Origin of the sequence: Tepidibacter sp. (genome assembly GCF_025210165.1) — a bacterium.
Classification (GTDB): domain Bacteria; phylum Bacillota; class Clostridia; order Peptostreptococcales; family Peptostreptococcaceae; genus Tepidibacter_A.
The window spans coordinates 57,208-71,591 of sequence record NZ_JAOASI010000071.1; the positions used below are offsets into that span (position 1 = coordinate 57,208).

The window sequence follows — 14,384 nt, forward strand, 5'->3', positions numbered from 1 at the left end:
TGTTATAACATAAGATAAGGTATGTGGTGATATTTACAGTTATATTTGTAAAATAAATAAACAAAATTTATTTCTATATATGTGGTTTAGAAGAGGTGAAGATGTGTCAGATGTAAATGAAATAGCAAAATTAGTAGAAGTTTCAAAAATGTATTTTGAGGATAATATGACCCAAGCTGAAATAGCAAGAAAAATTGAAGTATCAAGACCTCTCGTAAGTAAAATGCTTAGTAAAGCCAAAGAGATTGGTATTGTAAAAATTGAAATCAGATCCTTATTTTCTAGTAATGATTTAATTATGGGTCAAGTTAGAAATTTATTTAATATAAAAGGTGGCCTGATTGTACCAGAAGGAAAAACAGAGTATATTACTAAGCAAACTGTACTGAATCATTGTATTCACTATGTAAAGGATATGCTTCCTGAAATAAATAAAATAGGTTTAGGATGGGGATATACTATAGGTGAATTTGTTGATGAATTTGAGAAAATAAAAGATGTTTCAGTGTATGAAGGAGATATATGTCCTTTAATTGGAACAGCAAATATACCTAATAAAGGATATCATCCTAATGAAGTTGTTAGAATTTTTTCCAATAATACTGGATTAAACCCCTTATTTATATATGCACCAGCTTTTCCTACAACAAAAGAGGAAAAGGAAATATATTGCCAAACAGAAAATTTTAAAACAATTAGCGAACAATGGAATGACTTAGATGTGATTATTATGTCTGTAGGTAATTTCCCATCTGTACCTGATCAAGCAACTGCAATTAGATTTGGTAAGAAACTAATTGATGAAAAAGCTGTAGGTGTATTTTTATCATATTATTTTGATAAGGAAGGGAAAATTATCAAAAGTGAAGATGATCATGTTATACACATTTCTTTAGAAAAGTTAAGTCGTGCAAAAAAAGTTATTGCCATTTGTGTTGATACAAGTGTGGATGCTGTAATCGGTGCATTAAGAACAGGCTTCATTACACATATTATTACAGATGAAAAAACAGCTACACAAGTAATTATGAACAAGTAAAAATATTTATAAAAATCCACCCGATTTACTATTATATCAGCAAGTTCTTTTTGATTTATCTCTTCTTATAGTTGAATTCTTTTTATTTTTAGTTTGCTTATTGATAGGTAGAATAAACAAGTATCTAGAATATCAATGTATTTATATATACAAAAGACTGGCAAATTGCCAGTCTTTTAAATTATCCTTGTTTGAATATATGAAAGTTTTTCTTTAGTATAAAAATATCTTGCTTTGTTTGATGTTCTTCATATTTTAGAAAATCAACATCCTCACTAAGTTTATCTAGTTTAATATTTATATTTGCTATATCTTCAGTATTTCTAACAACTTAATCATGGGTAGCATCTAATTTTTTTATTATATCTTTTTGTCCTTTTTCAAGGTTATTCATACGCTTATCAAGACTATCCATACGCTTATTGATGTCAGAAATATTATTGTTAATAGTTTTTATTTCTCCGAGTATTTCTTTTAGTATATTCTCCATAATATCACATCCTTAGTTTGATTATATAGATATTATAACATAGGGGTCTATGTGGTTGGAATGAAAAAGAGTTAATGGTAAAATTTACTTAAATATATGAGATGAAACTGTTCCTCATACATAATGGTAAACTATAAAGTTAGGTATTTAAGTAAAAATAATAATCTGTGGGTTATCAAAACTCTCTATGTAAATACCGTGAATACAACGATATTTTGAATACAACTAAGGTTTTATCTTATTAATAATCCTAAAATTTACGAACTCCCTACGGTCAGACACATAAATTTTTTAATGGATTATTAAACGATAAAACCTAAGTTATATTAGTCAAAATATCTAAAAGCATTCACTAACATTGACATAGAGAGTTTTAGTATGTATGTAACTATATTCTTAAAGTTAATCTTACCCAATATAATTTTAAGATATAAATAATAGTGAGTAATGATCTTTTTATTAAAAAGATATGTAATATAATAGTTATATGGATAAAAATTGATTAAATATATAAAATAATTGAAAGGATATATTTGAGTTATAGATAAAATATAATCTACAATAAAAGAGATGAAAATTACTTAAAGGAGTAGAAAATGAAAAAAACCATATAGGTACTGATAAAGAATATAATATTTTTATTAGTAGGGCTTGTTTTGTTTTATACATTATATATGCATGCATTTGGTTGGTGGGATAGAGGACCTTTCATAACTAGGCAAATAGAAGCTTTTATTATCTTGCTACTCTATATTGTATTATGGATTTCTTCAAATTTAGGCAGAAAAAATGTTGAAAATCTAATACAATCTTTTATTGAGAAATTTAAACAGCTAATATACAATTCTATCAAAAGCCCCTATAAAATTGCAATTATTTTAATAATGATATTTTTACTATCTATTCCTGCTAGGTGGCTATTTTTTTACTATGTTCCTAAATATAGTAGTGAAGAACTAGAGAAGATTAGCATAGAGAGTTGGGATGGTTTATCAAAGGTTGAAAAGTTTAGGATAGGTCAATCTTTTTACATTAGATGGAAAGGATACTCGAATGACCTTTATAAATCTGAGGAATATGTGTTTTTAATAGACGAATATATTGAACGAACTGCAAATAAAAAAAACTCAACTAGATATAAGAGTATTAATTCTATAGTTTTTCATTTAATATCAGGAGTTTAATAAAATGTAAAAGATAATAAATTATTACCATGTAGAGTTACTAATATTGGGAAGGAGATAGAAATAAATACTTGATAAAAAGGGAGATTTTATTATTAAAATATTTGAAATAACTACTTATTTAAAACTAATTTACTATGGTTTATTTGTTTCTAGTGCATGTTTTTTAAGTATATTATTTATGATGATTATATTTATATTTAACGCAAACAATGACTTTTGGTATTGTAGGATATGATGGGATAAGTGAAATTGATGAGTGTATAAAAAAGCGGATTATGCTCTAGATAAAGATAGAGGTATAGGTAGAGATTGTATAGTTGTTTATAAAGAATAAATTAATTGAAATTGTAAACAAAAGACTGGCAAATTGCCAGTCTTTTAAATTAGCCTCAAATAAATATTTTATTGCCATAGAAAATAAGGGTATAATAGAATAACGCACAGTGTTGAAATGGAGGAAATAATATATGGCTCTAAAAAAAATACCTTATGGAATATCCAACTTTGAACAAATGATAGAAGAAAATTATTTATATATAGACAAAACTAAATATATAGAAATACTTGAAAGCTATGCGCCATATCAGTTTTTTATAAGACCAAGAAGATTTGGAAAAAGTCTATTTTTATCTACTCTTGAAAATTATTATGACATTAATAAAAAAGATAAATTTGAAGATTTATTTGAAGATTTGTATATAGGAAAAAATCCAACATCTAAAAAAAATAAGTATCTTATATGGAAAATAAGCTTCGCTGGAATTGATACAAGAAATGGTGAAGAACAGTTAATAAAAAGTTTTAATTTTAATGTATTATCTTCTGCTAAAGAATTTGTTATAAAATATAAAAATATATTAGGTGAAAATAGTATACCAGCTGAAGCAAATAGTGCTGAAATGATAATGTCATATATAAAATTAATTACTAAGATAAAAAATAAAAAAGTATTTGTGTTAATAGATGAATATGATAATTTTGCTAATGAATTAATAACAGGTGGACAAAAGGTTATGTATGAAGTAATACTGCATGGAGAAGGATTTGTAAAAACTTTTTATAAAGCATTAAAAGATGCTACAGCTGATAATTTTGAAAGATTATTTATAACGGGAGTAAGTCCTATTATGCTTGATGATTTAACGAGTGGATTCAATATTACAGAGAATCTAACGCTTGAAGAAGAGGTTAATGAAATAATTGGATTTACAGAAAGAGAAATAAGAGAAATTATTTATAAGCTTTCACTTGACAAAAGATTTGATGTAGAAGAGCTTATTAAAGATATGCAGTTTTATTATAATGGATATAAATTCAATGAAGATACTGAAAATACCGTATATAATACGGATATGGCTTTATATTTTCTTAAACACATAATTAGAAAAGGTAAATATCCTAAAGAAATGATAGATGATAATGTAAAGACTGACTATAGTAAGATAAAGCAAATAGCATTAAATTTTAAAGATGATACTACTTTAGAGGAGATTATATCAGGAGAAAAGGTAACAACTAAGCTTGTAAGTCGATTTAATCTTGAAAATATGTATAATTATAATGAAAATTTCAAATCACTTCTATATTATCTTGGAATGCTTACTATAAAAGAGTCTTACATGAATGGTGTTGAGCTTACTATCCCCAATTATGTAATAAAAACTGTCTATTGGGATTATATGTTCAAAAATTTAAAAAAGGATATAGATATGAATAGAAGTAAGTTAGATAGTGTTATTAATGAAATGAGTACAGACGGAAATATAAGTGATTTCATAGAATATTTTAAATATATTCTATCAAATCTTTCAAATAGAGATTTAATTAAATTTGATGAAAAATACGTAAAAATGATACTAATGACTTTATTTTCTGTATATGGATTATATGTTGTTCAAAGTGAACCTGAAATAGATAAAGGCTATATAGATATATTATTAGCCAAAAATAAGGCATATAAAAAGCTTATAAATTATGAATGGTTGATAGAGCTGAAGTATTTAAAAGAAAGTGAAAGAAATAATTTGAAGAATATAAAGGAAGAGGGATTAAAGCAATTAAATGAGTATGCTGAGAGTAAGATTATAAAAAGTAGGTTTAATAAAGATACTTTGAGGAAAGTGTTGATAATTGTAGTTGGAAAGCAAGATATATATTTTGATGAAATATAAAAATATGTTGCTTTGTTTGATGTTTCTCATACTTTAAAAAAGCAACATTTCAGCTAAGTTTATGGTAAAATTTGCCTTAACATATGAGTAGCAACTGCTCCCCACATAGTAGACCCTAAAAACCCTGGTGCAGTAGATGAGATTATAAACTTAGGTGAGTATTGGAATCTTGAAAAAATAAAGGAAAACAGAGATGCGATATTAAAGACTAATAAAGAAGTTGGAAGATTGTTTACAAGATCATATAAATTCTTAAAGGCGGCAGAAAGTATACTTAAAGATGTAGTTGTTAAGTATAAAGATGCAATGGATTTTTCAAAAATAAACTCTATAACCTTAGATTTAATAGATGAGATATTAGGAAAGGTCGAGTTTAAAGGAAAAGCAGGGGATGAAAGACATTTATTTGGAACTGCTATAACTCCTAATGGGGTAGTAGAATATACTAATACAATATTTAATGATGCAACAAATGTATATTATATAAAAGGAGATATTGGAACTGGAAAATCTACACTAATTGAAAAAGCATATAAAAATGCAATACTCAGAGGTCTTGATGTAGAAGTTTATCATACTCCTTTAATTAAAGATAAGATTGGAACTATATTTATTAAAGATATTAATGTAGCTCTTACTATAAGTGATATGTTTAAAGAAAATAACTATAAGGTAGTAGATTTAGATAAGTGTATAAATTATGATATATTGAATAAATATAAAGACGAAATTGAATATGATAAGGAACTAATAGAAAAATTACTAGACAATGGTATAGAAAATATAAAAAGAGCTAAAAAAGAGCATGATGTAATGGAAAAGTATTATATACCTAATATGGATTTTGATAAAATAGAGAAATTTAAAGTTAAGATAAAAGAGAGAATACTTGAGTTTAAATAGTTAAAAGACCTCCCAATTATATGGAGGTCTTTTACTCTTATAGATTTTCTGGATCTTTTTCAAAATAAACTCTTGTACTTTTTGTTTTATAATTTTTTATATAATCTTCTATTTCATCTAATCTATCATTTAGTTTTTTAAACATTTCATGAGGAATATTATAGTAAAGATACAAGTCTTCAAAATGTTTTTCTGCTTCGTTAAATTTTTTGTTTATGTTTATGAATTCTTCAAATATTGTGGAGTTAGATGCGTTCTTAAATTGTTTTATATCATGCTTTATGACGTTTATTATTTCATCTTTACTTGCATATGTTCCTATATTCATAGGATATGGAGCAATTCTTTGGAGAAAATAGTTATCTAAGTTATTTATATGATATACGTACTCAATATCAATATTTTTTATATTGAACTTAACATAGCACATGATACCTTTTATTATTTTTATTTGACCACCCATTTGATTGAGAATCATTTCGTGCTTAGACATTTCGGTTTTAAGGTAAGCTTGTTTCATAAAAAAACCTCCTTTAAAAATAATGGAATTATGTATTTGAGTTATCTTCTATATTATATATTATATTTCAAAAAATGAAAAAATTACATATAATTATATTAAAATATAATGAATTTCAATAGCATATACAAGTTTGTAAAAAAGTGATAAAATTATATTCAAAATAAAGTTAGAATAGGAGAAAAATAGTATGCCATTATTGTTTAGCGGTGTAAATATAGTTATATTATTGATAATAATGATTATTCCTGTTTTAGTTGGGTATTATTCAATAAGATTCTTAAAAAATAGAGAAGAAAATAAAGATGAATTGTTAGTAAGAATAGTTTTACTTGAGAAAAGAGTAAAAGAACTTGAAGATTATATAAATGATTCAGAGTAAATGGAGGGAGTTTATATGAAGGGCACTGTTGTATCAACTTGGATTAAAACATGCAGAAAAATATACAATGATGATATAGTCGATAAAGCTATGGAAAATTGCAATGTCAGTAGTTCAAGGACGTTTTCACCTATTGAAGATGTTGATGATTCTATTGTATTCAGCATAATTAAAAATGTAGGTAAAGAGGTTAATTTAGATGAAAAAAGTATATGGAAAAGCATAGGTATAGATAATATTGTTACATTTTCTAGTGATTATCCTGCTTTTTTTAGACATGATACATTATATCAATTTTTAAAGTCTATGAATGATGTTCATAAAATTGTTGTAAAGAGAATTTCTGGAGCTAAACCACCAGTACTTGATTTAACACCTATATCAAAGAATGAAGCTATATTTGTTTATAGATCAAAAAGAGGGATGTTTGATTACTTTTTAGGCTTACTTGAAGGGGCAGCAAAATATTATAATGAAAAAATAGAAGTAGAAGAAGTTGAAAAAACTTCATCAGAGCTTAAAATTAAAATAATATTTCAAGAAGATATATATTTCAAAAAGACTTATAGGTTAAACAAATTTATGTCTTTTGGAGTTATAAAAAATATACATGTAAAAACTTCTATACTGTCTGTACTAATGTTTATATTATTTAGTTTACCTGTTAATTTGATGTTTAAAAATATAGGGGTGTATATATATCCATTAATATCATTTTTAAGTTTTATACTAGCATCTAAGATTATGAATAAGCCTATGCAGTTTATATTAGATGAATTTGAAAATATCAAATCACATAATTATACTGAGGGTGGAGTAATTGTATCAAATGATATGTATGAAGATATATACAATATATTAAATGATTACAAGGATATTATACGAAAGGATTTTGTAGGATTTAAGGGTGTTACTGATGAAATGAATACATTTAGTAAAACATTAACTGGAATAGCTAACAAGATGGATTATACTTCTGGAGAAATATCTGGTATTGTTGAACAGGTTGCAACAGCAGCTATAACTCAAGCAGAAGAGACTGAAAATGCTGTTAGCTTGTTAAATGACAATATAATTGGCATAAAAAATATATCTCAGATGGAAAATGAAAATAAAGAAGAGTTAGAGAAATCTGTTGAGAGAATAGAACAGGGTTATAGTCATGTCAAATCTACTACTGATAAACTGAATGACATATTAAAAAGTTTTGGGACTGTTAAGGAAAATAGTGTTAACCTTCAAAACAAAGCAGAAAATATAACTGAAATTGTATCTATAGTAGCGTCTATTGCGTACCAGACTAACCTATTGGCACTTAATGCATCTATAGAAGCTGCAAGAGCTGGAGAAATGGGAAAAGGGTTTGCAGTTGTAGCTGAAGAGGTTAGAAAACTTGCAGAACAATCTCAAGATGCAGTTAACAATATAAATTCTAATTTATCAGTGTTTATTGGGGAAATACAAAATCTTGTATCTGATGTTGAAAATGAATTTGAGGTTCTTGAAGAAGAAAACCACAAATTAAATATGGCTGTATCAGAGAGTAGTGTAGCTAATAATACAATAAAGGATGTAGCTAAGAAAATGATAAAAACATCTGAGTATCTTCAAAAGGAGACAGATTCTATATCGTCAATTTTTGATAATATGGAATCTTTAGCAGCAATAGCAGAGGAAAATTCAGCTTCATCTGAAGAAGTAAGCTCTAGTGTAACAACATATACAGAAGAAATAAAAAATCTTACTAAGAGTGTTTCAGAATTTAACGAAATGGTAGATAACTTTGGTGAAGATATAAATATATATAAGATATAAGAAAAATACGCTTTTTAATAGAAAGCGTATTTTTCTCTATTAGACAAGGAAAATAAGCAATAGAGTGGATAAATATGTTATAATAAGGATATAAAATTGATAATTTGCTAAAAAAAGTATAGAATTGGAGGGAGCTACATGAAGATAAAATTAAATGTAAGTTTGAATTCAATAAAAACAAAAATAACAGCAATTATATTAATAGTTATAATGTTGATATTAACTATAAGTACCTATTTATCTATTCATACGATAGATAAATCTATGAAAAATCAGTTAAAAGAAGATGGTATAGGTTTGGTTAAAGAGATAACATCTCAATTAAAACAAAATGATATGCTAATAGATCAAATAGATGAAATGTTGGGAAATAGAATAATATCAGTTGCGTACACTCTAGGAGGTAATCAAGATATTTCAAATGAGCATTTAAAGCAGGTAGCTAAAAATACAGGAGTTTCTGAAATTAACGTAGCTAATAATAATGGTGTTATAATATACTCTAATTTAATTGAAAATATAGGATATAAATATCCTGATACTCATGTAGTTAAAATCTTACTTGATGGAAATCAAGATAAGGTTATAGAGGATATAAGGAAAAGTGAGGTTTCTGGAGATTATTATAAATATGGAGCTACGAGACTAGCAAATGGAGGAATTGTTCAAGTTGGTATAATGGCTAATGATATAGAGGAAATGCAAAAATCTATGAACATACAAGCTAAAGTAGATGATATTGCAGAACAAGATAATATAGTATTTGCAGTTTTTATAGATAAAAACTTAAAGGCAGTAGCTCATAGTGAAAAAGATAGAATAGGAATGCAATTATCTGATGAGGGAAGTAGGGTAGCTATTCAAGAAGGTAAAGAATATGCATCGGAGATTAAATATAAAGATACAATACCAGCATATGATGTATTAATGCCTGTATATAATGATAAAGAGCAAATAGGAGCTATTAATATAGGTATATCTATGCAAAATTTACATAATGCTATTAAAGCGACTATGATTAAAGCTATAATTACAGCAATAATAACATTTATACTAAGTACATTTATAATAGTATTTAGTGTTGGAAAAATGATAAATCCTATTAAAAAAATAGTTGAAGTATCAAAAAAAGTATCAGCTGGAGATTTGACTGAAAAAATAAATATAAAATCTAAGGACGAAATTGGGGTATTAACTGAAGGATTTAATGATATGATAGATAATTTAAGTGGAATAACTAATAAGATTCAGGATGTAACATTTAGTGTATCATCTTTTTCTCAAGAACTAGTAGCCTCAACTGAGCAAGCAGCTATGGTTTCAGAACAGATAGCTTTATCAACGCAAGATATAGCCGAGGGTTCAGAAAAGCAGTCTTTAGCAACAAATAATGTATTGAATAATATAGAAGAAGTTGGAAGTTCAATGGATTATATAAAAAATGAGATTACAAATGTGGTTAGTAATGCTAATGAAACAAGTAAATTAGCTTTTCAAGGTAGAGAAAAGATGGAGGATATGATAACACAGATGGATGTTATCAAAGAAAGTGTTGGTTATACATCTAATGTTATGACTGATTTAGATAGTGCGTCTAAGGAAATAGGAGATATATTAGAAGTTATAAATAACATAGCAGATCAAACTAATTTATTAGCTTTAAATGCTGCTATTGAAGCTGCAAGAGCTGGAGAGAGTGGACGAGGATTTGCTGTTGTTGCAGATGAAATAAGAAAGCTTGCTGAGGAATCCATGAAATCATCAGATAAAATAAAGGATTTAATAATATCTACTCAAAAGAATACTCAAAAAGCTAGTGTAGCTATAAATCAAGGGGCTGAAGAAACACGAAAAGGTGAAGTTATAGTAACTGAGGTTGCAGATTATCTAAAGGATATATTAGATGGATTTGACTTAACAAAGGAAAAACTACTTACAACTAGTGAAAATATATCAAATTCTACAGAAAAATCTCAAGAGGTTATGAAGTTTGCTAGAGAGATAGAAGGTATAGCAATAGATGCTGTTGCGAATACAGAAGAGGTAGCAGCTTCTAGTCAAGAGCAATCTGCTACTATAAATGAAATAACAAGATCAGCTGAAGAATTATCAAATATGGCAATGGAACTTGAAGAAGTGACAAAACAATTTAAATTAAATTCATAAGTAAACTTGTGAGTATAAAAATATACTCACAAGTTTTTTATATACTAAAGTATTATAAATTTTTTGTTTTGTGCATAACTTATTCAAGAAGCTACACTTGAAACTATTTTTAAGCAACGGAGCCCGTAGGGATCGTTGGCGACATGAGTCACCGGGTTAGCGAGTAGACTAATTTTGTTAAGTTTCTGTATAAATTTAAAAGAATTTGATGTATTATAATATTGGATAATAAATTAAATTTGAGGAGCTAAGATTATGAAAAAATCATATGTACATATATTGATTCTCACTTTAGTTTTGGGAACAGGTATTGGTATTCAACTTAAAAATAACTACAATGCAGTTAGGGAACTTTCTTTCTTTGATAAACAAATTATAGATCAGGTAAATAGAGCTAAACAGGAAAATAAAAAGTTAATAACTAAAAAAGAATACTTGAATAACCAACTGGAGATATTAGAAGAAAACAAAATAGATGATCCACTAGGTAAGAGCATGAAAGAAAATATAGACAATCTAAAAATGATTTTAGGATATAAAGATCTTCAAGGTCCTGGGATGGTTATAAAAATAGATACAGAAGAAGATGTTAATTTAGGCGAATTGATGGAAAGAAATAGTTTTTTTGTAAGATTGATTAATCAAATAAAAGTATATGGAGGAGAAGCTATATCGATAAATGGGCAAAGGGTAAGTAAGTATGGAGCAGTTGCTTTAGCAGGAAGTCATATAAATGTAAATTTTACCCCTATAGTTCAGCCATATGAAATAAAAATTATAGGAGATTCGGATACTTTAGAAAAACATATAAACAACAAAAATGGAATTATACAGTATATGCAAAGCTATGGCCTAGATATAGATATTAAAATATATGATACATTGACTATTAAAGGAATGCCAAGAGAAAAGGAGTTTAGGTTTACTAATACCAATTAAATAACGAGGAGATTAAGAACATGGAATACAAAAAAATCAAATTAGGAGAAATTTTAATATCTACAGGAAAAATAACACAAGAACAATTAGAAAAAGCTTTACAAGAGCAAAAAAGTTCTAAAAAAAAGTTAGGGCAAATACTTATAGACAATAATATTATAACAGAAGAGGATATCATTGAAATATTAGAGTTTCAATTAGGTATACCTCATATTAATCTGGAGAATTTTGTAATAGATGAAGAGGTTCCCGTATTAATATCAGAAAGTTTAGCAAGAAGATATGAACTTATACCTATAAGAAAAGAAAGAGGAAAGCTTATGGTAGCTATGGTAGATCCTCTTAATATATTTGCAATAGATGATGTGAAAATTGCTACAAATATGGAAATTGAGCCTTGTATATGCTCAAAACATAGTATATTGAGTGCAATAGATAGATGTTACGGAAAAGAAGTAGCTGAAAAGGCAATAGAAGATTTTAAAAGGCAATATACTGTAGAGAATATAAATGATTTAGATGAAGAGATATTAAATGATATAAATAATGCCCCTGTGGTTAGGCTTGTAAATTCTATAATAAAACAAGCAGTAAAAGCAAAGGCAAGTGACATACATATTGAGCCATTTGAAGAAAATGTTAGAATAAGATTTAGGATAGATGGACAGCTTCAGGAAATTATGAATTCTGCAAAAACTACTCATTCAGCGATAGTTACAAGAATTAAAATAATGGGGAAAATGGATATTGCAGAAAAAAGAGTTCCCCAAGATGGAAGAATAGAGATAAGTATAGATACAAAACTAGTGGATTTACGTATATCTGTACTTCCTACTGTATTTGGAGAAAAGATAGTTATAAGACTTTTGGACAGAAGTTCATTCTTACTCTCAAAGAGTCAGTTAGGATTTACTGATGATAATTTAAGTAGATTTGATAAATTGATTGAAAATCCAAATGGAATTATATTAATTACTGGACCTACAGGAAGTGGTAAAACTACTACATTATATACAATATTAAGGGAATTAAATAAAATAAATAAAAATATAATTACAGTAGAGGACCCTGTAGAATATAAATTACATGGTATAAATCAAGTTCAAGTAAATAACAAAGCTGGACTAACTTTTGCAAATGGACTTAGATCAATTCTTAGACAGGATCCGGATATTGTAATGATAGGAGAAATAAGAGACAGTGAAACTGCTCAAATTGCAGCAAGAGCGGCTATAACAGGGCATCTTGTTATAAGTACAATGCATACTAATGATGCTCCATCTACAATAACTAGACTTATGGATATGGGAATACAACCATACCTTATATCGGCATCTGTAGTTGGAGCTATAGCTCAAAGACTTGTAAGAAAAATATGCACTAGCTGTAAAGAAGAATATATCCCTAGTGAAAAAGAAAAAGAAGTGCTTAATATAGGAGAAGATACCAAGCTTTATAAAGGTAAAGGGTGTCCTAAGTGTTATAATACTGGATATAAAGGAAGAACTTCAATTCATGAAATAATGAATATTAGTAAAGGTATAAGAGAATCAATAGATAATGAAGAAAGCATAGATAGACTAAGAACAACAGCAATAGATGAGGGAATGATTACTCTTAGACAGAATTGTAAAGAATTGTTACTGGATGGAACGACTAGTTTTGAAGAATTTATAACAGTTACATAAATAAGGGCTAGGTGATGGATATGAATATATATGATTTACTTCAAAAAACGATAGAATTAGATGCATCAGACCTTCATATAACAGTTGGGTTTCCACCTGTTATGAGGAAAAATGGAAAACTTAGTAAGTATGGAGAAGATATATTACTTCCAGATGATAACTTAAATTTAGTAAAGCAAATACTAGATGATGAAAAGTTTCAAAAGCTGGAAGAAAAAGGGGAACTAGATACATCAGTTTCTTATCATAAATTAGGGAGATTTAGAGTAAATATATTTAAACAAAGAGGAACATACTGTATGGCTATAAGATCTGTAGCTTTGGAAATAGCAAGTATGGAAAAACTAGGTCTACCACCTATTATGAAGGAATTATGCAAAAAACAAAGAGGATTAGTACTTGTAACTGGACCTACAGGAAGTGGAAAATCTACAACACTAGCATCAATGATTGATTATATAAATAAAAATAGAAGCACTCACATATTGACATTAGAAGATCCTATAGAATATCTACATAAACACAATAAAAGTATAGTTAATCAAAGAGAAATAGGTACTGATTCTAAGTCGTTTGCAAATGCTCTAAGGTCATCTTTAAGACAGGATCCTGATGTGATATTAGTTGGAGAGATGAGAGATTTAGAAACGATATCAATAGCTCTAACGGCAGCAGAAACAGGACATTTAGTATTTTCAACACTTCATACTATAGGAGCTGCTAAAACTATAGATAGAATAATAGATGTATTTCCATCGCATCAACAACCTCAAATATTAGTACAATTAGCTGCGGTTCTTGAAGGGGTTATATCTCAACAGTTAATTGCAAAAGATGATGGAAGTGGAAGAGTTGCTGCACTTGAGGTAATGGTAGTAAATACAGCAATAAGAAATCTTATAAGAGAAGGGAAAACACATCAAATACAAACATCTATACAAACAGGTATGAAATTTGGAATGCAGACTATGGATAGTGATTTAATTAACTTATATTTGAAAGGAATTATATCAAAAGAATCATTATTAACTTATGCAGTAGATAAGGATATGGTTAGTAGATATACAAGTATCTAAAAACTTTT

At 27.5% G+C, this 14,384-nt stretch carries 12 protein-coding genes; 10 read left to right on the forward strand and 2 right to left on the reverse strand.

Annotated elements, in window-relative coordinates:
- Positions 1–103 precede the first annotated feature (103 nt).
- Positions 104–1,039 (forward strand): sugar-binding transcriptional regulator, encoded by a 936-nt coding sequence (locus N4A48_RS11815; protein ID WP_293666265.1) that lies wholly within the window; start codon positions 104–106, stop codon positions 1,037–1,039.
- Between the two features lie 331 nt (positions 1,040–1,370).
- On the opposite strand, the gene N4A48_RS11820 is transcribed toward N4A48_RS11815, so the two are convergent.
- Positions 1,371–1,529 carry a hypothetical protein gene (locus N4A48_RS11820; RefSeq protein ID WP_293666267.1) on the reverse strand — a complete coding sequence of 53 codons (159 nt, stop codon included), beginning with the start codon at positions 1,527–1,529 and terminating at the stop codon, positions 1,371–1,373.
- Between the two features lie 656 nt (positions 1,530–2,185).
- On the opposite strand from N4A48_RS11820, the gene N4A48_RS11825 reads away from it, so the two are divergent.
- The 3 genes from N4A48_RS11825 (at position 2,186) to N4A48_RS11835 (ending at position 5,790) form a co-directional block, all read left to right on the forward strand.
- Positions 2,186–2,713 carry a hypothetical protein gene (locus N4A48_RS11825; protein ID WP_293666268.1) on the forward strand — a complete coding sequence of 176 codons (528 nt, stop codon included), beginning with the start codon at positions 2,186–2,188 and terminating at the stop codon, positions 2,711–2,713.
- Positions 2,714–3,183: 470 nt separating this feature from the next.
- Positions 3,184–4,887 carry an ATP-binding protein gene (locus N4A48_RS11830; protein WP_293666269.1) on the forward strand — a complete coding sequence of 568 codons (1,704 nt, stop codon included), beginning with the start codon at positions 3,184–3,186 and terminating at the stop codon, positions 4,885–4,887.
- A gap of 228 nt (positions 4,888–5,115) precedes the next feature.
- Positions 5,116–5,790, forward strand: coding sequence for a hypothetical protein (locus N4A48_RS11835; protein ID WP_293666271.1), 675 nt, complete (start codon positions 5,116–5,118; stop codon positions 5,788–5,790).
- A 37-nt stretch (positions 5,791–5,827) separates the two neighbouring features.
- Here the strand turns inward: N4A48_RS11835 and N4A48_RS11840 are convergent, their stop codons facing one another.
- On the reverse strand, positions 5,828–6,310 hold the full coding sequence (locus tag N4A48_RS11840; RefSeq protein ID WP_293666273.1) for a hypothetical protein: 483 nt from the start codon (positions 6,308–6,310) through the stop codon (positions 5,828–5,830).
- A gap of 190 nt (positions 6,311–6,500) precedes the next feature.
- Here N4A48_RS11840 and N4A48_RS11845 point away from each other — a divergent pair, with 190 nt between their 5' ends.
- The 6 genes from N4A48_RS11845 to N4A48_RS11870 all read left to right on the forward strand — a co-directional run bounded on the left by N4A48_RS11845 (position 6,501) and on the right by N4A48_RS11870 (position 14,376).
- Complete coding sequence (locus N4A48_RS11845) at positions 6,501–6,692, forward strand: hypothetical protein (protein WP_293666275.1); 192 nt, start codon at positions 6,501–6,503, stop codon at positions 6,690–6,692.
- Positions 6,693–6,707: 15 nt separating this feature from the next.
- Entirely contained in the window at positions 6,708–8,507 is a 1,800-nt protein-coding gene (locus N4A48_RS11850) for a heme NO-binding domain-containing protein (RefSeq protein ID WP_293666276.1), read from the forward strand.
- A 138-nt stretch (positions 8,508–8,645) separates the two neighbouring features.
- Positions 8,646–10,673 (forward strand): methyl-accepting chemotaxis protein, encoded by a 2,028-nt coding sequence (locus N4A48_RS11855; protein WP_293666277.1) that lies wholly within the window; start codon positions 8,646–8,648, stop codon positions 10,671–10,673.
- Positions 10,674–10,928: 255 nt separating this feature from the next.
- Positions 10,929–11,612, forward strand: coding sequence for a DUF881 domain-containing protein (locus N4A48_RS11860; protein WP_293666278.1), 684 nt, complete (start codon positions 10,929–10,931; stop codon positions 11,610–11,612).
- Between the two features lie 20 nt (positions 11,613–11,632).
- Positions 11,633–13,300: a GspE/PulE family protein gene (locus N4A48_RS11865; RefSeq protein WP_293666279.1), complete on the forward strand. Its 1,668-nt coding sequence runs from the start codon at positions 11,633–11,635 to the stop codon at positions 13,298–13,300.
- A 20-nt stretch (positions 13,301–13,320) separates the two neighbouring features.
- Positions 13,321–14,376, forward strand: a complete 1,056-nt coding sequence (locus N4A48_RS11870) for a type IV pilus twitching motility protein PilT (RefSeq protein WP_293666280.1) — start codon at positions 13,321–13,323, stop codon at positions 14,374–14,376.
- Positions 14,377–14,384: the final 8 nt, after the last annotated feature.